The sequence below is a fragment of the Cupriavidus sp. HE11 genome (assembly GCF_056097175.1).
Window position 1 is genome coordinate 124,707 of sequence record NZ_CP184467.1, and the last position, 23,166, is coordinate 147,872.

Below are 23,166 nucleotides of genomic sequence, written 5' to 3' on the forward strand. Positions count from 1 at the left end.
TGGCGCGTATAATAGCAGGCATTTGACGGAATTCCAGCCCTCCCGAAGGGGCCACGACAACGATGAACGACATCGACGAGCACCTTGCGCCCGACGAACAGAAAGCCACCTTCGAGGTGAACGGGCAGCTGACAACAGTGCATGCCAAGGATGTGGAGAAAAGCATCCGGGCCATGATGGATGACCGGAACATCAACCTCCGGGAGGCGTGGGAAATCCTCAAGGCCGAGACGGAAACCATTCTCAATGGAGGTAAGCCGGCGAAAGGGAAGGCGGCCCAGCGCAATCTCTTCGGGCCGGTCTCTGAACCTCCCGCCGCATCCAACGAAAAGCCTGCCGCGCCCACCGAAGCAGCGCCAACGGAACAAAAGGAGCTGCAGCCGCTCAAGGGCGACGCCCTGCGAGCTCTGCTGCTGGAACAGAACGACGCCCACATCCACCCGCATGCCAAGCTACTGGCTCTGGTAGAGCCCGAAGATCCCATCAAAGACCAGTTGCAGCCCGAGCGGGTCAAAGCGCGGCAGGAAGCCATACAGCTTGGATTTCGCTTCCCACCTACACCCGTCGGGCGATTGGCCTTTCCGGCCGACGTTTGCAGGACTTCACTCTTTCACGTTGCCAGTAACAACGTCCCGCGCCGGCGCTGCGAACGGGAATTCATGGGGCAGCTGGGAGGAAACATCAGCGTCCTCTACAGCGGAGCCGAACTCCGCCACGATGATGAGCGCGTCCTCATGCAACTGATACAGATCGCACAGCATCAGGCGCCATGGGCCTACATCGAGATCAGCACAATACCGTTCGCCAAGACGGCCAGTGCATCGGCGCGGAAATTCGGCAACCCCGACGTCGAGCAACTGGAGCGAAGCGTCTGGCGACTACGGGAAGGGCTCATCATGCTTGCCAAGGGACGCAACGTTGTCCCCTTCAATGCGATCCGCGACATGATCGTGAGCGGAGCCAAGCGCTATATCCAGCTGGACCCACGCATGGTCCTGCTTTTCACCAACAGCTATGTCCTGTTGGAAGACAAGCAGTACCACGCGACAAACGGCATCGAGCGGCAGATCTTCAAGTACCTGCAGACCAATCCGTACGCCGAGGTCCACCCAATCAAGGTCCTGAGTCTGTTCGAGCTCTGTTACGGCACCGTCGATGCCCTGCAGGCTGCATACCGGAAAGCGAACCCGGACAAATCAGACAAGGAAGCCCGGCGGGCGATCGTGACCAAGAAGGTGTCCGACTTCCGCCAGAAGGGTCTGCCGGCCGCCCTTGCGGTCCTGAAAAAGAAGGGCGTCATAGAAGACTTCACCTTCGACGAAGAAAACGACAAGGTCGCTGTCACCAAGCCTGCTTCGTTCAGTGCTGTGGAGGCACGAGAGGCCCTGCCGGCATGAACCGTAGAGATTTCGTCATCAAGGGCGCAGCCGCGCTCGGCCTCGGCATGTTGACGCCCACAATCGCTGGAGCCTATACCGACGACTTCTGGTTTCGGGATAGAGGCCTATGGCTATATCGGGAGGAAACCAAAGAGGAGAGCTGGGTCACCTACTGGTCGGGCGGGCAGATCGTCTTCGACAATTACGTGCGCCTTTGCCACATACTCCGCGACTGGCAGAAGGACGAAACGGTTATGATGGACGTCAATCTGCTCAATCTTCTGTACGGCACGCAGTACTGGCAGCAACTGCTGATCGGCAAGCCGGCCCCTCTGATCGTCACCAGCGGATTCCGCACGGACGAGACCAATCGGAAAGAGAAGGGGAAGGAGAATTCCGAGCACAAGAACGCGAAGGCAGCCGATATCAAGAGCCATCACTTCACGCCGAAGCAAGTCGCGCAGATGTTCGGCTTCTTCGGGATGGGCGGTATCGGCGTCTACGATACCTTCACGCATGGCGATACCGGCCGCGTCCGTTTCTGGGACGGCTCCAAGGCCAAGACAAAGCCAACACGCTGATACAGGCTTGTACGCGAGGTCTGCCAAGACCTCGTCCATCGTTGGGCGCGCCTTCGGGCGCGCCATTTTTTTTTGGGGCATCAGCGCAGCCGACCTGATGGCTATTCATTGTATTTCAATGTCAAAGAATAGCGGCTTTCAGATGGGCAACCGCGTGCCAGTGTTGCGTCCACGCTGATACGTGTTTTACTCGGACACCCCGCCTCCAGCGGGCGCAGATCCTCTCCTACATACGTGTTTTACTCGGACATCCGGGCATTCAGTTTGACCGCGATGACGGTATACGCGCCGGTTTACGCTGAACATCCACCGACGTGTTCAACTCGGACAAACACGTGTTCAGCTCGGACATCTACGTGTTTAGCTCGGACACTCGTACGTGTTTGACTCGGACAGCTGGAGTGTTCTACTCGGACTTGGTACGTGTTTACCTCGGACACAGTACGTGTTTGACTCGGACAGGGTACGTGTTCAACTCGGACGAAATACGTGTTCAACTCGGACAGCGTGGGCAAAAATCCATCGGCAAGTCATTGATCTACCAGAGAAATCTGGACTCTCTCGACCGTGACATTATGTTTACAACAGGTATACCACTGTTTACCAATACCCAGTAAACGCGTGCGCTCGCACGCGGGGGGTGGGGTGGGTCGATAGATAGCTTTCCAGAACCAAAATCCCAGCACCCAGACGACCGAGGCTCCGTAGCGCGGCTTTTGTGCAAGTACGTGTTGAACTCGGACATTGCCAACTGTGGTTTGCACCCCGCACTTTTGCATAGAAAAAAACGTTCTTTTTCTAATCCACATTGACAGAAACACGCCAATTCAACAGAATGCGGCGCTGACGAAACTGTTTTGTGCGCATCTTCCCATGGCGGAACCATCCCAAACCGATCGGCTGCTGGCTGCCTTGCAGGGCAAGCGGTACTACGAGCACCGCTTTGCGAAGCAGGCTGCGCAGCTGTTCCCCCAGAGCACCGGGGGCGACGGGATAAAGGTCGGCTTGTTCGTGTCCGAGTTGATGAGCGTTCTGCCGTTATCTCAACGCACCGGGGCCGCCGAACGACTGATCCGCTACGTCGTGACTGAGTGCGCCGAATGTCCCACCATCGAACAGTTCCGCAAGGCCGTGGCCGACGCCGTACTGGCTGAGCTCGGGGAATCTTTCGCATCGCTGTACGAGCGCGCCAAGGTTTTCCTTGCGACCCCTCCCACCAATCCCGACATCGCCGGTCGATGGCTTGAGAAAGTCCTCTGGACCGCCGTGCGCAAAGTCGGACGGGAGCGATTCGCGACCGCCGCCGCCGACGACTGGCAGCAGGCCGTGACCCGCGCGATCCTGCGCGACGAAGGGGGCCCCCTGCTGGCCTATTCCGTGAAAGCCGAAGTCGCGCCGCAAACGGCGAAGCGCGATTTCCGCTCGCTACTGCTCCGCCAATGACAGCTCCTCAGACCACGCGCGTCCGGCATGCGTCGAGCTGGGGCCAACCCCAACGCGATCGCAGTCCGCTCTTCTTCCGGGTCTTTGGCCGCATCTTTGGCGTGCTTGGCAAAGCGTGCCGCTACACCACTTACGGACTCTGCGTGACGGCACTGATTCTGCTCGTCTACGCGGGCTACTTCGCACGCCATACCACTGCCTTCGTCAGCGATGGCACCTTTGCGTGCGAACTTCCGACTATCAAAGGCAAGAGATGAGCGACAACAAACCGTCGAAGGAGCTCGAACGTGTGCACAACGAGCGACGCAAGGAAGAGAACACCTACACCGAGAACAAGAAGTCGCTCAGCGTATGGGCACCGGTGACGGGTGTTAGCGTCGCGGCCAATGCGTTCTTGGTGTGGCTCGCGTTCTTTCACTTTCCACTGAGCGAATACGTCCCGACCGCCAATGCCGCAGCCATGTGCAGCGTCAGCGGCACCAAGGGCGCGACTGTCGACTTGCCTTCCATCGTTGATTTCGCGACTGACGCGGCCGTGTGTGTCAACACCTACGATTTCAAGAACTACCAGCGCCAGATCGAATCCTGTGCGCAACGCAGCTTCACCGAGGACTACCGCAACGCCTACATCAGCGCCTTCGGTCAGTCCCGCGTGCTGAAGAACGTCGTCGAAAACTACTTCGTTGTATCGGCCACGACCGCAGGCACCGGACACGTTCCCGTACCGTCGCGCCGTAGTGCACCGAACAGCGCCGGCCCGGACTGGTGGCAAATCGATGTGCCGGTGCTGGCCAGCTACAGCGCCGGCAACAAGGCACCCACCGCAGAAAAGCTGCTGCTGAAAGTGAGGGTAACCCGCGTGCCGCCGAGCACCCGCAATCCGCGAGGCCTCGCTGTCGAGAGCATCGACTCCTCCTACCTGCTCGAATCGCGCAACTGAGATCAAATCATGAGGAAGCTACTCACCGCGCTTGCGCTGACCACTATCGCCGCTGCAGCTGTCGCCCAGCAGCAGCCAACTGTCACGACACCACCGGTGCCCATTGTGCGCGAGCAGGTCGACAACATCGTCAAGGGCCAGTCTGCGCTCGTGCTGACGCCAGAGCAGATCGAGCAGCTGAAGCTCGGTACAGCGCAGGCGCGTCAGCAGCTGGTGTCACCTTACCCGCAGAACAAGGTTGCCAAGCCGGTATCACGGCCGCTCTACATTGATCCGACCGACAGCGACGGGCCCAAGATGGTGAGACTGTCCGCCGGCTGGATTACCTCGCTGGTCTTCAGTGACACCAATGGCAATCCGTGGTTCGTGAAGAGCGTATCGCTCGACTGCAGCCAGTTCACCGACGGTGCTTCCTGTCCCGGCGACGGCGGAGCGGCAGGCACAAAAGAGAAGTCAGCCACGAATATCGTCAAGCTGCAGCCCAAGCTCATGTACGCCTACGGCAACGTGGTGGTTGAGCTGGAGGATCTGGCTTCACCCATCACGTTCGTGCTCAACACCGGGCAATCGAACGAGGTCGACTCGCAGATCGCCGCGCGCATTTCCGGGCGCAACCCGAATGCGCGCCCGCAGATCATTTCGATGGACCGCGTGCCAGAAGCCGACGGCGCGATGGGCGCATTCCTAGATGGTGTGCCGCCGCAGGGCGCGGTTCGTCTCAAGGTCGGTGGCGCCGGTGCGGACGCATGGATGCTCAACGGCAAGCTCTACCTGCGCACGCGCCACACGCTGTTGTCCCCCGCATTCATGAATCACGTCGGCAGCGCCGATGGCATGCACGTCTACGCATTCAATCGCGTGTACCCGTCTTTGCTTGTGAGCATCAACGGTAAGGGCAACTCCCTCATCATCTCCGGAAACTAAGCACATCATGAGCGAGAACGGAAACGACAACGGCACGCCGCCGGATGACCTGAACGAACTCGGTACGGAGTTTGATGCTGACAAGCAGAAGAAGCTCCGCCAGCAGACTACCGAGCTCAAGAAGCGCAACATCAAAAATACATTTGGCTCGGGCGCGGGTCGGGTTGGCATCTTCGTGTTCGGCGGTGCGGTGATCTTGCTGGCGATCATTGGCTTCTACAACTTCACGAGCAAGCCGCGCCTGAACCTCCAGCAACGGGCAGACGCAAGCAATGCGATGGCGCCGTCACCGAATGGTTACGGATCGACGATCGCGGCCTCTCAGCAGGAAGCGGACATGCGTCGCGAAGCGGATAACGCGCAGAGCGCCAACGTGAACAAGCAAGGTGGCGTGTACATCCCGGGTCCGGTGATTACCAGCAATTCTGGTGGTGACTTCCGGACGGGTGGCAACGCACTGGCACCTGCGAGCGGCGCTGCTGCCGCCCCGGCAAATGGGGCAAATGCGGTGGGCGGCGCAACGCCGGCCAGCGCGCCTGCTGCTGCCGCGTCGGCCGCCAGCGCACAGGCGGCCGCACCGGTGGTGATCCTCAGCCAAGACACGATCAACAAGATCACGAATAACGTGATGGAGCAGGTGACCTGTGTCATGGGCAAGCCTTGCCCAATGGGCGCCGGAGGCGCCTTTACTACGGGCGCATACAAGCTGCCGGATCGTACGGTGGCGGCCATGCCGGTATCGGCGCAAACCACAACGGGTGTCGTCAACGGGCAGGCCACGGGGACAAACGCCCAGCTCAGCGCGCAGCAGCTCGCAGCCGCCTCGGGACAAAAGCCACTGATCGACGCCGGTGACGCGTACTACTGCAACCTCAAGAACGGCGTGAACTCGGATTCCAGCCGCCGTGACGTGGTGCTGGACTGCTTTGGCTATGCCGATGACAAGTTCACGCTGATCGGGCGCGCAGAGCCGAGCAGCGCCGATGCGATGGACCCAAATTTCATCGTGACGTTGGACAAGTATTCCCGCGCGGGCAAGGGCATGATCGCCGTCAACGCCATCGGCGTCGACGAACATGGCGACAGCGGCATGGCTGACGACGTCGACAAGCACAGCGTGCGCAAGTACGGCAGCGTTTTCGTTGCGGGCCTGCTGAAAGGTCTCGGGCAGGCGGCGTCGATCATTACTGGCACAACCAGCGCAACCACGGTGGGCAACGTGACCACGACCACGACCACGACCGACCACATCGATGCACGCCGCACCGCGCAGATGGCCGCAGGCCAAGCCGGCATGGCGTGGGGTGACACCTTCAATCGCGAAGCGCAGGCCATCAAAACGACCATGAAGCTCTATCCGAAGAAGGACATCACGGTGATCTTTTTGGCGCCAGTGTACGAAGAAAAAAAATATTGATTTCACTCGCAAACGCGAGCTCTACCGAATAAACGAGAGGCCAACCGTGGACCAACCTACTCTGACACACGCCGACATCGAATTCGGCCCTGACGAACACGGACCGTACGACGGCACCGAGTTGCCGCCGGAGCCCGAGGCACCCCGCAAAAAGGGCGGGCTTCCGCCATTTCTGAAGTACCTCATTATCGGTTTCGTGGTCGTTGTCGTACTGCTGATCGCCCTGTATGCGGTCGTCCTCGTCAAGAAGTCCAAGGCAAGCGGCGAGGATGAAATGGCGGGCGGCGTTGCCATGCAACCGCCCGCCGCGCAGATCCCGCAACCGCAAATGAATGCGCCGGTTCCGGTCTACGGCAACGGGGCGCCCACCGGCCCGCAATTCGCGCCTCAAGGCCAACCCAGCGGTCCGCAAATGGGCGCCGCGCCAATGCAGCAATTGCAGCCGCCCGCGCAAGCGCCTATGCAGCCCGCACCGCCGGCCGCTGTGCCGCCCGTGCAGGAGCAGCCCGTAGCCGCGCCGCATATGGAGAACGCGCCTACTGCCGGGCCGACTACTACGCCCAGCACAGCACCGGCCGTATCGCAGCCGGCCATCGCGGTACCGGCCGCGCAGCCGCAAGGTGCCGCGCCGTCGCAAGCGATCGATGCGCGCTCGGCGCAGACCCTGCGTGACTGGCCCCGCGAGCGCGATGAAATCATGAAACGGCTCTCGACGATGGATGCCCGCCTCGAAGACCTTGGGCGTGCCGTGAAGGCCCTGAACGACAACCGTGCTGCCGCGCAGCCTAAGGCCGAACCCAAGGCGGATCCGAAGCCGGCCCGCAGGGATGCGCCAGCATCCAAGCCGGCTGTGAAGGACGAAGAAGCCGAGCACAAGCGCGAGGCCGCTGCAGGCGTTGTGCGTGGTGTCCCGCGTGGCGCCGCGACCAAGCCCGTCGCGCAACCGGCGAAAGCCAGCGGCGAGCCCATGGCACGCCGCGATTACTTCCTGACGGGATGGGTCGGCGACATGGCGTTCTACGAGCGGACCGGCGGTAGCGCCCGCGAGCAGCGCGAGGGAAGCGTGAAGCCGGGAGACATGATTGATGGCATGAAGGTCCAGCGTATCGACACCCAGAACCGTCGCATCGTCCTCGAAGGGAACCAGTACATCGGTACGCGTTAAGCGGAGGCAGCGATGAATAGTTCGCAGGGCTTTGCCGACCTGCTGCAGATCCTCGTGAACATCTCGGGAGCGTTCCCCGCGATCTTCGCTTTCTGCACAGTCGTGTTCGCCGCTGCCGGCGTCGTGCTGGTGGCCATGGGTGTCTACAGCTTTTACATCATCCACCACAAGGATGGCCGTACGGCAAGCGGCCGAAACGTCAGCAACGGCGGTGCCATCTCGAACATCCTCATCGGCGCGGTCATATCGAGCCTGATGTACATGATCGGACTCACCAAAAACACGGTGCTGGGCACGGAGATCCAGAACGGATCGATGGGCTTCCAGAGCGCAGGCATGAGTGCCACCCAGCAGGCTGCGATCACCGCGCTCTTTGGACTCTTCGCAATCCTTGGCTACATCGCATCTGGTCGTGGATGGATGCTGCTCAACCGTTTCTTCAGCGGTACCGAGAAAGAGTGGGGCGGCTCCATCGCCTACATCATCGGGGGAATGTTCTGCGTCTACATGGAGGAGTCATTGACCTTCTTCACGAAGGTCACCGGCTTCGATTTCGTAAAGATCTTCATCTTCTGATTCACCACACCACCACGGGAGTTAAGCAATGAAAAAGCAGTACGAAAAACTGATTGTCGCGACCATGGTCGCATACGCCGCGATGGGCAGCGCACAAGCGCAATCCTCGTTCAAGCTCGACGACATCAAGAACACATCCGGCGCAGGCAGCAATGACCTCACCGCAACCTTCACGAAAGGCAAGAACACCTTTCAGTCGGGTATCGATCTGTTCCTGATCGGCTGCGCGGCCGCCGGCATCTTCCTGTTCGCCATTTGCGTATGGGGGATGTACAAGGCGTCCAAGGAAGAGCGCGAAAGCCCAAAGGGCGCGATTGCAGGTGTGTTCGTCGGCGCCGCCATGACGATCATTCCGCTGCTGATCGGCCTGACCCGCAACACTATCTTCGCGTAACGCCATGGCGAGAATTGCCCGCACGCTCGGTGCGCTGGTGCTGTCGGCCAAGCGCGAAGTCTGGCGTATGCACGACCACGCCGGAGAGGCCGATAAGGCGTTCCAACGTGTGCGGGCCCCCGTGCTGGAGGCCGCAGAGTACTCATGCGAGTTCTGCGGCCTGCACTCGGACAAGTATCAGGAAGTCCACCACTTGGACGACAACCATGCGAACAACGATCTTGCCAATCTTGCGTGCGCGTGTCCGCTGTGTCATCAGGTTTTCCACGTCGGCATGGCCGGCATGCGCGATGGCGGCTACATCATTTCTTTGCCAGAGCTGACGCAGGCCGAGCTGAACCAGCTTTGTCTGGTGATGTGGATCGTGCAACGTGCGGACACAAAGAACCTAAGCGCAGACGATGCGCTCATGGTCAAGAACGTGCAGATGCGCGTGCAGTCGCTCAACAGCGTGCTCATCAACCGACGGGCGAACGTGAAAAAGCGGTTCTGCGATCTGCTCGAAAGGAACGGCGTCAGCAAGGACTTCACCCAGCGCTTGAGCTTGGACGTGATTAACCCTTCGCTAATCGCCAACGCCCTGATGTCGCTCGATGCCGAAACGTACGCGCGCCGCGAGGAGCTGTTCGGAAGTTTGCGTCTTCTGCCGCGCCCGGAGCGGTTCGAGACCCAGTTCCAGTACTGGACGGAAGACCAGAGCCGGCGCCTGCCGTTGAACGCGTGGTACCGGCTGCTGGATGAGGCCCAATTCAGCGACATCGTCATGCAGACGCTGGCGACGGTCGAACAGGTACACAACGAAGGAAGTGCGGCATGAGCGACCAACGCTATGGCGTCGTGCTGTTTGACGACGCGATCGTCAAGCGACGCGGTGGGCCGCAGAAAGCGGCCACCGATGGTTACGCTTCGATCGACGGTGGGACCGTCCGCCGTATCAAGAAGGTCACGGAGCTCGATTCCGATGTGAAGTGGCTGACGAACTTCGAATTCAAGGATTTCAACGGGAACCAGCTCGGACGGCATCCCAATCTGTACTCGTCTGGATTCCTGCGCACCGAGCTGAAGCTGCTGTGCGACGAGCTGGGACTCGGGCCGGATCAGATGGCAGTCAGCGAAGCCGCCGAACTGCTTTCGGGCCTATTCGGGCGCGTCATGCGGCTGGCCGTGCAGACCCTCAAGCTGGACCTGAATGCCGAGATTCCCAAGGGCATCACCAAGACCCTCGCGGAATATCTAGCATTGCGCTTCCCTGTGACAGGCCGGATGAACGGCGAGGTCAACGATGCGATGGAGCTGGCATTCCAGACGTGGAATTCCGTAATGAAGCCGCAGCGCAAGGACTGGAAGAGTATTTCGCTGCGCCGTCCTCGCTACACCCACGCCATCGATGTGCTGACGACGCCGGTACCGAGCTCGAATCGGTGGGTCTATCTCCAAGGCGCGCGCTTGCCGCAGCGCAATGAGGATCGCATCGAATGGTGCCTCGCGAATGAGGACATGCCGGTCCTTGCCAAGGTGACCGTGAAGGGCCGCCGGGGCGGCCTTGCCGAGCTGCTGAGCTTCAATGCGGGGGCTCCAAACTCGCGTAACTGGGTAGCCCAGCCGGAACTGCTGCTTTTGCAGCAGTACTGCGAGGTGGAAGTGTTGGGTGCGTACGTCTGCGAGGACGGCTACCAGCACCAGAAGGAGCTGGACGTCTTCGCCAGCCAAGGCGACTTTTCACTCGCTTCGACCAGCCTTGGCATCCTCTCGGAGAACTTCTGGGCATCGATGGCTAACCCGCGCGTGAACCGCGTGGGCAAGAAAGTATTCCTGCCGCGTGCGGTCTGGTACCGCGCGATGGATCGCGTCCTCTCGTTCATGGATGCCGCGCGACTCTACAAAGAGAAATTCGATATCTACGGCTACGGCTGGGGAAACGTCATTGCGTATTACCCGCCGGGAGCGACCACGGACATCATCGACTTGGCCACGGAAATGGGACTCGATGTGCCGGTATCCAAATATCGCGAACTGATTTCGGAGAAACGACTCGATGCCGACCAGTGATGACATGGTGGACGAGAACGCGCCGTCCGACCGCCAGATGAAGCTCAAGAGCGTCGAGCAGCAGGTGCGTCGGCGTGGTGACGGAAAACTGGTGATGGAGCTGGATGCGATCGCGGCTATGCCAGATCGCCGGGACGCACTGGCCGGTATCAAGCGTTTGATCGACAAGCTGAACGACTGAAGGGCACGACAATGATTGCGCAACTTATGGAAGCCATCGAGCATGGCGTCTCGACGGTCCTCTCGAAGCTGAAGGTCTCCATCAACGATTACTGCGATCTGGAGACTACCAGCGCCGGTAATCTTGTCCACAAAAATGGCGCGATCGGTACCGTGCTGCGATACCACGGCTACCGAACCCTGCTCGGTAAAACAAGCTTCGCGGAATTCACACGGGAATTTACGGAGTTCAACGATCCGTTTCTCGGCCGGATGGGCCATATGGTGCAGGTCGTCATCATGCGCGACAACGATCCGCATGAGCAGATTCGTCGGATCCTGTCGCCGATGTACACCAGCGCGGAAGCCCTGCAACTGGATCTTACGGATTTGCTGGAAGAGCGCGTTGACGTGTACGGTGCGCACTGCATGGAGGAGCACGTGTACATCGTGCTCTGGACCACGAAGGCGGTGCTGTCTCGCGAGGAGCTGAAGCTGTCGCAGGCCGAATCGGCTGCCTTCCGGAAAACGCACAAGGTCCCACCCATGCGCAACGCGCAGAATCTCCTGCGCCCGCTGCGCTTTCTGGAAGATCGCCACGACACGTTCGTCAGCAAGTTTGAGAACGAACTGAATCGCATGCGTGCGTGGGTGGAACGCGTCGACGTCGGTGAGTCGATCTGCGAGCAGCGCCGGTTCTTCTACCGCTCCACGCCGGCGAGCTGGCGTCCGGCGCTACGCGGTGATGAGCTGATCGCGCGGTGGAAGCGCAATGCCAACAAGGCCGACATCAGCGAGTTCATGTACCCACGCTTGGAAGACCAGCTTTTCCTGACGCCAGCCGAGATTGGGCCCAAGGGCAAGAGCGATACCCAGCAGGGCACGGTGACTGACACGCGGGCGGTCCGTTTGTCGGATCGAGCCTTTGCGCCGGTCGGCGTGCGAATCATGCCAACACGGCCGGCCGGATTCCAACAGTTCTTCCGGGCCATCAACAACATGGATGCAGAGGAGCTGATTGGCGACAAGCGCGTGAAGCGGCGGGTCCCGTGGGCCATGAGCTTCATGATCGAAGGCGACGGCCTCAAGGGTCTGGATCTGCGCTCGACGTTCGCCGCCATCCTGTCATTCAGCGAGACCAATCGCAACCTGAACGCCGCCTATAACGCGCAGAAGCATTACCGTGACAACGAGCATGCCAGCATCGTCAAGATGAGCATCATGGCACTGACATGGGCCAAGCACGATGATGCGGACTGCCTGATGATGCGGCGCTCGAAGCTGTCCAGCGCCCTGCAGGGCTGGGGGCGCATCACGGTGGAGGAGGAATTCGGGGACCCGATTACCGCGCTGGTGAGTGTCGCGCCCGGCGTGGCGACTGGCGCAGTGGCGACGGTCAGTGCGCCGTCCCTCTATACAGCCGCCTCCATGTTGCCGCTTGCGCGACCGGCGAGCCCGTTCCCTCGCGGGACCACGCTATTCCGGTCGCTCGATGGCAAGCTGCTGCCCTATGAGTTTTTCTCGCCGCTACAGAACACGTGGGTATCCCTCTACTTCGGTGGTCCGGGCTCCGGCAAATCCGTGTTGGCCAACCGGTTGAACGTCGAGATGTGCCTGATGCCGGGTCTGAAGCGCTTGCCTTTTATCTGCGTAATTGACATCGGTATTTCGTCCTCCGGCTTCATCAAGGTGATTCAGGACGGGTTGCCGGACAACATGAAGCATTTGGCCGTCTATAAACGTCTGCAGAACACGAAGCAGTTCGCCATGAATCAGGGTGACACGCATATGGGGATGCGTAAGCTGCTGCCGCGCGATCGGGACCTCTTCACCAACTTCCTGCTCCTGCTGGTGACGCCGCCGGAGCGTGGGCACGCCCACATTTTCATGCCGCAGCTGCTCAGCGAGGTGGTGGACCTCGCTTACACGCGGACCTCGGATCAGGACGAACGAGGGAGTCCGAAGAAGTTCAACCTCTACGTGAACGAAACGGTGGCGGCTGCCGTCAAGGCGCACAACATTCAGTTCACCGAAGCGACCACATGGTGGGAGATGGTCGACGCGCTCTTCGAGCGGGGCGAATACCATGCGGCGAATGTCGCGAACCGCTACGCCGTGCCGACACTCAGCGAACTGGTCGCCGCCTCGTCCGATCCGGCGATTCGCCAGTCGCACGGCGACGAAGTGGTAGACGAGTTCCAGAAGATGGTTGGCCTGAGCGACCTCGAAATCTTCAAGGGGGAGACCCAGTTCGATGTGTCATCCTCGCGGATCATGGCGCTCGACTTGCAGGACGTCGCGCAGCAAACGTCGGCGACTGCCCGCAAGACCACGACGCTGATGTACATGGCCGCGCTCAATGCTTTCACGCGCAAGTTCTCCATCATCAAGGAGGATCTGCCGCTGATTCCGGAGAAATACCGGGCGTACTACACACGACGGATCGAAGAGTACGGCGAGGAATACAAGCGTCTGTTCATCGACGAGTATCACAAGACCGGGTCCCAAGGTAACGTTTCGGCAAAGAACGAGAAATTCTCGGAAATGCTGCGTGGATCCATTTCGGTGTTCGGCCGCGAGTCGCGCAAGTGGATGCTGGAAATTGCCTTGGCAAGCCAGTTGCCCGATGACTTCGAGGCGCTGGCCGATCTTGCCACCTCGGTCTTCATTCTGGATCAGGGCAATGAACAGACGCGTGAACGCATCAAGAAGATCTTCTCACTGTCTGACACAGAAACCACGGCGCTGCGCAATTTCGTGAAGGGGGCATTGCCCGGGGTTGGTTCGACAATCTTGGCGAAGATTAAGACCAAGGACGGGGATCTTAGCCAGCTTCTGACGGCCACCAGCGGCGGCCTCGAACTCTGGGCCCTTTCGACCACTGGCGAGGATCGCGCGCTGCGTACGAGGCTGTACGATGAAATGCCGGCCCATGAGGCCCGCCGGATCCTCAAGCAGCGCTTTCCCAAGGGCACGTGCAAGGACTATGTCATGGCCAAGCGGCTGGCTGTGGCGGAAGAGGCCAACGATGGTTTCATTGACGACGACTTGGAGTCGTCGACCATCCAGCAGCTGGCGGCCGAGCTCATTCTGCAATGGCGCACCGGCGCTGAAGCGGCAGCAGTGTAAGGGGGAACATGTCACAGCGTTTCTCCGGCATTGAAGCCGGCCAAGAACAGTCCGCCCACCGGCTACGCCCGGATACGCGCCGGTTCTCCAAGCGAGCCGGGGACTTCTTCAACACTACCGACGGCGTGCTCGCCGCGATGTTCGGTGTTCCCGTCACGGCGCTGCTGCTGATGAAGGTGCCTCTGGCCAGCGAGATCCTGCTGCTCGCCATGGTGGTGTTCTATCGCATGTATGTCAGCCCCGGCAAGGCTGTGCCGCGTCGGGGAGGTATCTGGTGGCTTTGGGATCGCATCTTCGAGACGGATGCCGTCCGCAAGTACGATTTTCCTTACCGGGTGCCGGCGCAGGCCAATGCCTTTGATGGTTCGATGCCACGGGAGCGGCCGAGCAAAGGGAAGGGCATTACATTTCTCGGGCACGAGATTTCCAGCAAGCTGGGCATCTACTCCAGTGACTCGGATCTGCGCACGCACATGCTGGTGCTGGGCACGACCGGGTCGGGCAAGACTGAGTTCCTGCTGGGTCTGGTGTACAACGCGCTGATCCAGAACTCGGGCTTCATCTATACGGACGGTAAGGGCGATGTCGCGCTTTGGAATAACGTGTTCCGACTCGCGCGCTACATCGGGCGCGAGTATGACCTCGTTCTTATCAACTTCCTGACGTCCGGTCGCGACTTTTTGGACAAGCAGACGGACCGGACCACCAACACGATGAACCCGTTCGCGCTGGGGTCCTCGGGGATGCTGATCGAGCTCATCATCTCGCTGATGGATGACAGCGGTGGCGGCGGGGACATGTGGAAGGGCCGGGCCATCGCGTTCGTCGCGGGTCTGACGCGGGCGCTGACGTTCCTGCGCGATCGCGGCTATCTATTGCTCGAAGCGAACACCTTCATGGATTTCATGAAGGAGTTGCCGGTGATCGAGCGGATGTGCTGGGACAAGAAGATTCCGTCCAACGGTGAAGACATTGTTGTGGACGACCCGCTCTTCAACAAGGTGCTAGAGCCGTTGCAAGCCTTCGTGCTTACGCTGCCGGGCTACAACAAGGCGGTGATGGGCCAGCAGGAGCAGAAGACGCTGGAGCAGTATGGCTTCATCACGATGCAGCTCACGCGTCTGTTCTCGGATCTGTCCTACACCTACGGCCACATCTTCCAGACGAGCCTGAGCGAAGTCGACATGTACGACGTCGTGATTAATCGTCGGATTCTGGTGGTGCTCTTGCCCGCGCTGGAACGGGCGCCGGATTCGCTCAAGATGCTCGGCAAGATGATCGTCGGCGCAATCAAGCAGATGATGGCGGGCTGCCTTGGCAACCGTGTAGAGGGTGCAGTACGGGAGATCGTGTATGCACGGCCCACCAATGCACCGGTGCCCTATTACGTGGTGCTCGACGAGTATGGTTACTATGCCGTTCTGGGGTTCGCCGTAGCACCCGCGCAGGCACGAAGCTTGGGCTTCTGCATCACTTTTGCTGCACAAGATTTCTCCAGTTTGCAGAAGGCCTCAAAGGAAGAGGCGGACGCTACGTGGGAAAACACCAACGTGCGTGCAGTGGGCCGTCTCACGTCAGGCGAAAAATCGGAAACCTTCGAACGGATTGTCGGTGCAGGTGGCGAGGCATTTGTCTACGAGGAATCGCGCAAGACTTTTGACGCGGGACAGATCGCGAGTGGTTACCGCGCGGAGCGCGATGTATCAATCACGAAAACCAAGCGCATCACGTACAACGATTTGTCGCATCAGCAGGACGGCGAATTCACCTTCATCATCGGCAAGAAGGCCTCGAACGGCAACGATGGTGTGCGCGTGGTACGTGCGATGTCATTCTTTACGCAGACGTTCGACAAGAACGGGAAGCCCGAAACGCCGAGCCACATCCGCGTGAACCACTTCCTGAAGGTCGCACCGCCTGCCAAGGGTGGTGGACGCAATGACGACCCGGAGCTGATCGAGGAAGTGGAGGAGCATTTCATCCGCCTGCTCAAGGAAGGCAAGATCAAGGAATGCTTCACCACTGATCCTACGTATTTCGCGCGGACGCAGAAAGCTGACGAGCTGTTCAAGGCGTCCCAGTACATTCGCAAGGCGCGCAACGATTATCACTTGTCGCTGAGTGAAGCCGTGCGGGTAGCCCTTGTGTGCTGCGAGCAAGAGGGCGGCATGCAGGCCCGCCGCGTTGCGGAGCGCACGGCCGAGCTGCAGGCATCCCGGACGGCCGCCCTGTCCACCGGCGCGTCGGTAGACGATGCGCTGCAGGAAACGGTGCGAGCGCTGGCTGAAGAGGCCGATGTTCCGGAAGCGGGGCCTGCCGGCGCCGTGACGGCGGCGGATCTGGCAGCGGAGCTCGACGCTGAACTGGCGGGCGGCATTGCGATGCCGATGGGTGACGGGGATGCACCTTCCGACGATGACTTGCCTCGATCGTTGTCGCTGGAAGATCTCGGCGAGGACGATGGCGCTAGTGCGCCGGCGGCCGGCGCCGTGCGCATGTCCTTCGGAGATGAAGACGACGTCATGCCGGCGCCACGCGCCCGGCGCACTGCATCTACGTCTGGCGACGCCGCCAGCGGTGACACGCAGGCCGCGACCGATGTGGCCGGCGGTGGGGACGGACAGTCTTCGGGTGCCAGTGGTGGTAACAGCGGTAGTAGTGGAAGCGGTGGTGGCGGGATGGCCATGGCGCTGACTCCGGAAACGGTTCCGGGCGAAGCCGACTACGATGATCGGCCCATGGAAGTGCAGGTCGCCGAGGCGGTGGTGGATTTCATCAACAACTACCAGTTCCCGGAGGAGATCAGTGGGGATGCTGCGACGGGGGAGACGGTTGCGCCGAAATCCCTGAGCTTGCTGACGCTGCGTCCGCTGGGGGAGGGCGAGGAGCCGCCGAGCGAAGTCAGTTCCTATCTCACCCCGGTCGGGGCCAGTGTTGCCGGTGCGCTGGCCGACGCCGACGTGGCCCTCGGTGCGGCCGAAGATCCGTTGGAAGCCCGCGCACGGGCCAGCAGGGACGTGCGATCCATGGAAAACGCCACGTCCTACGTGGACGGCTCAACGCCGGATCCGGTAACGCAGGACGAGTTCGACAACGCGCTGGACGCACTGGTGGAGAAAGCGTCCACCTACCGTCTGGACGTTTAACCCCCCGAGGCACCGGGCTGGGCCCGGTGTCTTGATGCAACAGAATGCAAAAAAAAGATTAGTTTTGCATCCGAATGGAGCAAGACGACCAAAAGACGCGGTAGAATGCGCGTCAATTTCATGATGAGGATGATCCATGCACATCACCGACGCAAGTTCGTTTCTGAGCCGCTTCGCCGAGCGGTTCGAATCGGCGGAAGTGCAGGCTTGGGTCTGGGAGGCTGAGGACGACGATTTCGGCAAGCGGACGTCGTGGCAGGTGGGCGATGGCTTGGCCACCGAGGCGACGGCAGCCGTTGAGCTGATGCTCGGTGAGCTGACCCTGCGCGTCACGGAACGTCAGCTCGATACCGACGATGCCGACCCGGAGGCGACATTCGAAGCACATGTGTCGTTCGACGATCGTACCGTCACCATCGACGGGGCTTCGCTGCCCTATGACGAGACGTCGATTGCCTCGGTGATTAGCCGCTTCAACGAGGTCGCCTGATGGGCATCCGCCGTGCCGTCGTTCAGCAGGCCAAGCACCTTTTATACGTCGAACATATCGTCGTTGGCGCCCGGGTCGTGAACAACAGCTGGCGCCGCGTCACCGTGCGCGTTTGTCCCGGCTGTCGGGCGGGGCGCATGTATCCATTCGAAGAGATCGTGGACGGTGAACGGCGACAGTTCCGGGGCTGCGAACACTGCCCGCATTTCGAGGCCGTGGACATCGAGCGCGACGCCGACAGCTTGAAACGGCTGCAGGCACTGTCCCAGTCGCGGATGGCCCAGATGGGCGATGCGGCGCTGGACGCCCAGCAGCGCAAGTTCCGTTGGCTGAGCCGGATCTGGTATGTGCTGGCCATTCTGACCCTGACGCTGGCTGGCTGGAAAGTCCTCGTCGACGCGGCGGGCCTCACGTTCGTCTTCCTGTTGTTCGTCAGCGTCAACCTCGCAGTCTACGGGATGGCTGCGAGCTATCGCTACTGGCAGGTTGGTCAACGCCAGCTATTCGTCAAGGGTGCCTTCCGGCACTGGCTAAAACAAGGGGCATGGATCGTATGAGCGCGACTACCGAGGCGAGCGAGGACGTGATCGCATCCCGATACGGCAATACGCGGGAATTCCTGATGGCCGTCGCAGAGTGGGCTCGCACCGATTCGGGCAGCATTGCCGTGGCGCGCAGGTTTGGCGATCCGGATATCAGCCCGATCTCCGGGCGAGAGCTCAAGCAGCTCCGTACCCGTGTGTTGGAGCTCTCGCAGGACGAGATCGCGGACCTGTTCAAGATCTCACGCAATTCCGTCTCGCGCATCGAGACCAAGCCGCACAAGGCGATGGACGGCAAGTCCGTGTACGCGTATCTGGGTGTCATGTTCGTGCATTTCATCGTGCCCCGGATGCTGCAGGAGGATCCTCGCCATGAATGATCTGATTCCCATGGCTACCTTCGAGGCCGCCATCAATCGTTGCATGGCGGCGCACCCGGCCGTGGATCATGCGCTTGGGCCCGATGCCAGACAGTTGGCCGAGGTCTACGGCGAATGCATCTATGCCGGTACCACGCATGTCGACCTGTCTCGCTTCCCGCAGCACGCGGAGGTAGTGAGGAAATGGCTGGTCTAGCCGATCCGTCCTTCTACACGGTGGAGAAGTGGCGCCCTGCGACGCTGCAGTGCGTCGTGGACGCCGCTGTTCGCAGGAATGTACCCGCCAACGTGCTGCTGGCGATCGGCCAGCACGAAGCCGGGAAAGAAGGCAGTGCCATTCTGAACGAGAACGGCACGCGCGATTTCGGGCGCGCCGGGATTAACGACAAATCCGTCGACGACGCGATGCCGGAGATCGCGCGCTATGGCGTGACACGCGCGCAGGTCGTGGACGCGTTGATGCACGACGGTTGCTACAACTACGAGATGGCTGCCTTCATCCTCTCGAAGAAGATCCGCGCGTGCAAGAGCAGCGACTTCTGGTTCTGCGCCGCGTCCTATCACTCAACGACCCCTAAGTTCAACGTGATCTATCAGGGGAAGATCAGACCGCTGGCCGAGAGCTGGTCGCGGATTCTCATGCAGCAGTTCACCGTCAGGAGCTATTCCCGTGAGTAACTATCAAGCGCTGCGTCATCGCGCACGTCGTGTCGCAATTGCGCTCGCCATGGGCGCGACGGCACTCCTTGGCGCCGCCGGCGCTCACGCGCAGCCGAGCACCGCCAAACCGGTCGCGGCTCCCGCGTTCTTTGCCAAGCAAGGGATCAAGGTTGTGGGCCAGCAGGCTGGCCCCGGGGGGCTCACCGTGTGGCAGGTCGAGCGCGGCCCCGTCAAGACGGTCCTCTATACCACGCCGGACGCAAAAGTCATGTTCAGTGGCGTGCTGTGGGACGCCGCGACTGGCAAGAACCTCTCGGACGCGTTTATTACCCCGGAAATGGTGGCAGCTGCAGCGGCGGCCGCCATGCAGGCACCAGCGGCCGGAGCGGAGCCGACGGCAACCCCGGCAGCCGCTACGGCGATGGCTCAGCCTGCGGGAGCACCGTCTGAAGCGCTCAAGAGCATCAGCAAGCTGACGGGCATCAAGGAAGGTAACGCGCCGTTCGACAAGACGCTCTACATCATCTTCGATCCGCGCTGCCCGCACTGCCATGCGGCCTATCAGAAGACCCGCAAGTACGTCGCAGCTGGCGGCAGCATCAAGTGGTTGCCGTCGACCGTGCTGGGTCGGCCGGACGATGGCATGCGTCTGATCGCGGACATCATGCAAGCCAAGGATCAGCGCGCAGCGCTGGCCAAGGTCATGGGGAAGACGAGCGGTGGCGCGAGCGCCCCGAACGCCGACACGCGCCGGACCGTAGCCGAGAACGAGTCGTACTTCTGGGCCTCGTTCGACGCAAACAAGGGGGCCGGCACGGCCGGCGTGCCGGTGGCGTATTTCGAAACCAAGGAAGGCCCGCAAATGGTTGCGGGCATTGACGACGACGAACTGCTCAAGCGCATTCTGACGGACATCAAGAAATGACTGATACCCAGCCAACCATCCGCATCGCCCGCCACGGTGGCGATTGCCTCATTGGACTGATCCTGCCGGCAAGCGAAGGCGTCGCGGTCGCACCACGCACCGCGAAGCTGGCCAGCAGCCAGCTGATCGACGCGACGGTGCAGTACAAGCCCATCACGTCAACCAACGAAGACGGCAGCAGGGTCGAGCTGGACATCGTGACCGGTGACGGCAGCCACCACCCGCTTGCCGAGCTTACGGTCCCGAATGCCAAGATCGGCGCAGCGATGGCTGCGCAAGTGCAGGCGGCCTTTACCACGGCGGTGTTCGATTTCGTGGAAAAGGATGGGGCGGCTACAGCGACTATCGCCGGCCCGGCCACTGGCGCGCCCTCGGCGCCTGCCTTTGTGCCGCCAGTCACGGGTGGCCGGCTGCGCCGCTCGGCTTCGTGGGCACGCCGCAATATGGGCAAGTCGTTCCTCGGCTTGGTTGTCGCGTTCGGTGTTTGCACCGTGGCCTACGGCTATCTCAAGAAGCCGGCAGAGCAGGCAGCCTTCGCAGGGCTGACCTATAACGCCGAGGATCAGGAGCGCTTGCAGGAGAGGATCAGGAAGCAGGTCATGAACGCGACGGCGGATGGGTCCACCCTCCCGGGCCTTGATGGCACATCGGTGGCCCAAGGCACCATGCGCGCCATGGGACTCGAACCGGGTAAGGCAAGCGCCGGCTGCCTCGTTGGCGTGAAGCGATGATCCTGAGCTTTGGCTCGGGCGTGCCCAAGGCCTTTCGCCGCGCCCTTGAGGTGCTGCAGGAGATCAAGCGGCATGAGCGCTCGCTCATGCTGCTCGACCGTGAGGCCGCCGACGTAGCGATCGCCGAACAGGCGCTCCAGCAGCGCGTGAAGGAACTGTGGGAAGGGTTGGAGGCCGACAAGGATGTGCTGGCCGCCTCCAATCGCATCCAGCGTTGGCTCGCCGTCGAAGACGACCCGGACGCTGCGTTGGCCAAGCTGACGGTGCCGGACCTCAAGCGACGTCTTGCCGAGAGCCGGAGCCAGTGATGGAGGCGTGCAGCGAGTGCCCGTTTCGTGTGACTGCCCGGGGCGAACTGGATTGGGCACTCGTGCAGCAGATGCAGGCCAATGCGGAGGCACTGGAGGGATTCCCGTGCCATATGCGCCATCCCGGCAACGACATCCTTTCGTGCCCATCCAAGGAACACAACGCGAACGACTGCGTGGGCTATGCGCGCATGCAGGCGAATCTCGCCTCGATTGAAACCGTGCATCCAGAATTTGTCGGATGCTTTGATGAAATGAGTGGCGGCTGAGGCCTGCTGCAGGAGGAAGTGAAGATGACCAAGGAAGAACTGGTAGGCAAGCTGGCCGAGCAGCTCGGATCGAGCAAGGCCGAAGCGGGCCGCGTGCTCGACGGTGTCGTGAAAGTGCTCGGTGACGCCATTGTCGCCGGCGAGCCGTTCACGATTCCCTTGCTGGGTACCTTCGAGGTGAAGACCCGTGCCGCGCGCACTGGGCGCAATCCCCGGACGGGTGAGGCCATTCAGGTTGGCGCGTCGCGTGGCGTGGCGTTCCGCGCGGCGAAGGTGGTGAAAGATCGCCTGAATCGCTGACGGCTGCGGTGGGTCGTACCCTGACGGATGACATGCCGCCGTCCGTGTATGCGGACGGTGCGCTGGTCAAGATCGACGAGCGGCTGGCATGGCGCATCGCCCCGCTGACAGAGCGCGCCCAACGCGTGGCGGATGCCGGTGGCTGGCCGGATTGGCGACGGGACGAGCTGATCCAGTCACTTATCAGGCAGTTTGATGTTTACATCAATGAAGGCATGACCTTTGATGATGCGTTGGCGAGGATAGACATCATTCTTATCCCCAAAAGTGGCGAAAACCCGTAATTGCTGCGCCTTGGCAACAGAAATTTAATTTTTTTCCAGTGCTCGGGTACAATAAAAAAGAATATCAAACTGCCGAATTTTCGGATACGAATCGCATGCCGACCGCTCTTGCCAGTCCGGATCTTTCCGACGACGCGCTGAAAACCATGATCGCTGAAGCGGAGCGGTCGTTCGACTATCTGTCCAGTACGCCACATACGTTTGCGCTCTGCAAACTGATGCTGGCGAACGAGTTCATGTTTTCGGACCGACATACCCCCATTGATTCGTCCGTCGAATTCCTCAAGACGCGTGCTGAACTGATGGGGATGCCGGGCATCGTGACCGAACGTGACTTCGTGTTTGCGGTCAAGATGTTCGGGATCAAGGTCTGGCAGAAGAAGAGCATGCTGTACTTCCGGGGCGAGCAGGCCGGCGCGATGGACAACGGTGTGCGACGCGTGCGCGACGGCGTGACGATCGAATTCAAGCCCAATCCGCTGGATGATGCGGAAGCGATGAAGGCGTTTGAATTCAACCTGTACTCGGTCAAGAAACGCACGAAGATCCAGCAAAACGAAATCCAGTCCGCAACCAACAAGCTGTTGCGCGACCACCGTGACCGCGAGCTCGCCATTCTGCTCGGGGACCTGCGCACGAAGCGCAAGCTGGCGATCGGCGCGTGCCGCGACATCCTGCGCAACGAGTACGATGTCAAGGATCACGAGTTCGCGCGCATTCGTGCCAAAGCCATGGAGCTTGGTGTCTTCACGCCGGGCCGGGCGGCCGCGAAGGAAAGCAGCCGCGTGACGCTCGACGCGGATGTGCTCGAATTCCTCGGGGATGTCCGCGCGAAGAAACGCAGCGCCGGTGCGCGCGACAATCAACTTACCCTGACCAAGCTGGTGAACAGCGCCCTTCGCGAGATGCACCTCGTGGCGTACGGCGTACCGCTGCCGCGTGCGAGCAAGGTCGGCAAGGCCAGCTAACTTTTCA

The 23,166-nt window shown here is 60.9% G+C and carries 26 protein-coding genes; all 26 read left to right on the forward strand.

Annotated features, from left to right (window positions below; translation table 11 throughout):
- Positions 1-62 precede the first annotated feature (62 nt).
- The 26 genes from trfA (at position 63) to ACOABP_RS31875 (ending at position 23,159) form a co-directional block, all read left to right on the forward strand.
- A complete protein-coding gene (gene trfA, locus ACOABP_RS31750) occupies positions 63-1,397 on the forward strand; it encodes a plasmid replication initiator TrfA (RefSeq protein WP_474231802.1) in 1,335 nt (444 codons plus the stop codon).
- Positions 1,394-1,960, forward strand: coding sequence for a YcbK family protein (locus ACOABP_RS31755; protein ID WP_474231803.1), 567 nt, complete (start codon positions 1,394-1,396; stop codon positions 1,958-1,960). Before trfA ends, ACOABP_RS31755 begins: the two co-directional genes overlap by 4 nt.
- Before the next feature lie 873 nt (positions 1,961-2,833).
- A complete protein-coding gene (locus ACOABP_RS31760) occupies positions 2,834-3,403 on the forward strand; it encodes a hypothetical protein (protein ID WP_474231804.1) in 570 nt (189 codons plus the stop codon).
- A 253-nt stretch (positions 3,404-3,656) separates the two neighbouring features.
- A complete protein-coding gene (locus tag ACOABP_RS31765; protein ID WP_474231805.1) occupies positions 3,657-4,343 on the forward strand; it encodes a DotI/IcmL family type IV secretion protein in 687 nt (228 codons plus the stop codon).
- A gap of 9 nt (positions 4,344-4,352) precedes the next feature.
- Positions 4,353-5,267 (forward strand): DotH/IcmK family type IV secretion protein, encoded by a 915-nt coding sequence (locus ACOABP_RS31770; RefSeq protein ID WP_474231806.1) that lies wholly within the window; start codon positions 4,353-4,355, stop codon positions 5,265-5,267.
- Between the two features lie 7 nt (positions 5,268-5,274).
- Positions 5,275-6,684, forward strand: coding sequence for a TrbI/VirB10 family protein (locus ACOABP_RS31775; RefSeq protein ID WP_474231807.1), 1,410 nt, complete (start codon positions 5,275-5,277; stop codon positions 6,682-6,684).
- 121 nt (positions 6,685-6,805) lie between these two features.
- On the forward strand, positions 6,806-7,849 hold the full coding sequence (locus ACOABP_RS31780; RefSeq protein ID WP_474231808.1) for a hypothetical protein: 1,044 nt from the start codon (positions 6,806-6,808) through the stop codon (positions 7,847-7,849).
- Between the two features lie 12 nt (positions 7,850-7,861).
- A complete protein-coding gene (locus tag ACOABP_RS31785; RefSeq protein ID WP_474231809.1) occupies positions 7,862-8,425 on the forward strand; it encodes a hypothetical protein in 564 nt (187 codons plus the stop codon).
- 28 nt (positions 8,426-8,453) lie between these two features.
- Entirely contained in the window at positions 8,454-8,819 is a 366-nt protein-coding gene (locus tag ACOABP_RS31790) for a hypothetical protein (protein ID WP_474231810.1), read from the forward strand.
- Positions 8,820-8,823: 4 nt separating this feature from the next.
- On the forward strand, positions 8,824-9,636 hold the full coding sequence (gene icmJ / locus ACOABP_RS31795) for a type IVB secretion system protein IcmJDotN (protein ID WP_474231811.1): 813 nt from the start codon (positions 8,824-8,826) through the stop codon (positions 9,634-9,636).
- Positions 9,633-10,868, forward strand: coding sequence for a hypothetical protein (locus ACOABP_RS31800; protein ID WP_474231812.1), 1,236 nt, complete (start codon positions 9,633-9,635; stop codon positions 10,866-10,868). The genes icmJ and ACOABP_RS31800 overlap by 4 nt, the downstream gene beginning before the upstream one ends.
- Positions 10,855-11,049 (forward strand): hypothetical protein, encoded by a 195-nt coding sequence (locus ACOABP_RS31805; RefSeq protein WP_474231407.1) that lies wholly within the window; start codon positions 10,855-10,857, stop codon positions 11,047-11,049. The genes ACOABP_RS31800 and ACOABP_RS31805 overlap by 14 nt, the downstream gene beginning before the upstream one ends.
- Positions 11,050-11,075: 26 nt before the next feature.
- Positions 11,076-14,156 (forward strand): IcmB protein, encoded by a 3,081-nt coding sequence (locus ACOABP_RS31810; protein ID WP_474231409.1) that lies wholly within the window; start codon positions 11,076-11,078, stop codon positions 14,154-14,156.
- Positions 14,157-14,164: 8 nt separating this feature from the next.
- On the forward strand, positions 14,165-17,302 hold the full coding sequence (locus tag ACOABP_RS31815; protein ID WP_474231411.1) for a type IV secretory system conjugative DNA transfer family protein: 3,138 nt from the start codon (positions 14,165-14,167) through the stop codon (positions 17,300-17,302).
- A 136-nt stretch (positions 17,303-17,438) separates the two neighbouring features.
- Entirely contained in the window at positions 17,439-17,792 is a 354-nt protein-coding gene (locus tag ACOABP_RS31820; protein ID WP_474231413.1) for a hypothetical protein, read from the forward strand.
- A complete protein-coding gene (locus ACOABP_RS31825) occupies positions 17,792-18,349 on the forward strand; it encodes a hypothetical protein (RefSeq protein WP_474231414.1) in 558 nt (185 codons plus the stop codon). The genes ACOABP_RS31820 and ACOABP_RS31825 overlap by 1 nt, the downstream gene beginning before the upstream one ends.
- The gene (locus ACOABP_RS31830; RefSeq protein ID WP_474231415.1) at positions 18,346-18,714 is read left to right on the forward strand and encodes a hypothetical protein; all 369 of its coding nucleotides are present in this window, start codon (positions 18,346-18,348) and stop codon (positions 18,712-18,714) included. The genes ACOABP_RS31825 and ACOABP_RS31830 overlap by 4 nt, the downstream gene beginning before the upstream one ends.
- Positions 18,707-18,910: a DUF3717 domain-containing protein gene (locus ACOABP_RS31835; RefSeq protein WP_474231416.1), complete on the forward strand. Its 204-nt coding sequence runs from the start codon at positions 18,707-18,709 to the stop codon at positions 18,908-18,910. Before ACOABP_RS31830 ends, ACOABP_RS31835 begins: the two co-directional genes overlap by 8 nt.
- Complete coding sequence (locus ACOABP_RS31840) at positions 18,898-19,392, forward strand: lysozyme family protein (RefSeq protein WP_474231417.1); 495 nt, start codon at positions 18,898-18,900, stop codon at positions 19,390-19,392. The genes ACOABP_RS31835 and ACOABP_RS31840 overlap by 13 nt, the downstream gene beginning before the upstream one ends.
- Positions 19,385-20,299: a thioredoxin domain-containing protein gene (locus ACOABP_RS31845; RefSeq protein ID WP_474231418.1), complete on the forward strand. Its 915-nt coding sequence runs from the start codon at positions 19,385-19,387 to the stop codon at positions 20,297-20,299. The genes ACOABP_RS31840 and ACOABP_RS31845 overlap by 8 nt, the downstream gene beginning before the upstream one ends.
- Positions 20,296-21,030 carry a hypothetical protein gene (locus tag ACOABP_RS31850; RefSeq protein WP_474231419.1) on the forward strand — a complete coding sequence of 245 codons (735 nt, stop codon included), beginning with the start codon at positions 20,296-20,298 and terminating at the stop codon, positions 21,028-21,030. Before ACOABP_RS31845 ends, ACOABP_RS31850 begins: the two co-directional genes overlap by 4 nt.
- A complete protein-coding gene (locus ACOABP_RS31855; protein WP_474231420.1) occupies positions 21,027-21,338 on the forward strand; it encodes a hypothetical protein in 312 nt (103 codons plus the stop codon). The genes ACOABP_RS31850 and ACOABP_RS31855 overlap by 4 nt, the downstream gene beginning before the upstream one ends.
- 62 nt (positions 21,339-21,400) lie before the next feature.
- Positions 21,401-21,607 (forward strand): hypothetical protein, encoded by a 207-nt coding sequence (locus tag ACOABP_RS31860; RefSeq protein WP_474231422.1) that lies wholly within the window; start codon positions 21,401-21,403, stop codon positions 21,605-21,607.
- Between the two features lie 24 nt (positions 21,608-21,631).
- A complete protein-coding gene (locus tag ACOABP_RS31865) occupies positions 21,632-21,907 on the forward strand; it encodes an HU family DNA-binding protein (RefSeq protein WP_474231424.1) in 276 nt (91 codons plus the stop codon).
- 8 nt (positions 21,908-21,915) lie between these two features.
- Positions 21,916-22,191: a hypothetical protein gene (locus tag ACOABP_RS31870; RefSeq protein WP_474231426.1), complete on the forward strand. Its 276-nt coding sequence runs from the start codon at positions 21,916-21,918 to the stop codon at positions 22,189-22,191.
- 95 nt (positions 22,192-22,286) lie between these two features.
- The gene (locus ACOABP_RS31875; RefSeq protein ID WP_474231427.1) at positions 22,287-23,159 is read left to right on the forward strand and encodes a hypothetical protein; all 873 of its coding nucleotides are present in this window, start codon (positions 22,287-22,289) and stop codon (positions 23,157-23,159) included.
- The last annotated feature ends 7 nt before the right edge of the window (positions 23,160-23,166 follow it).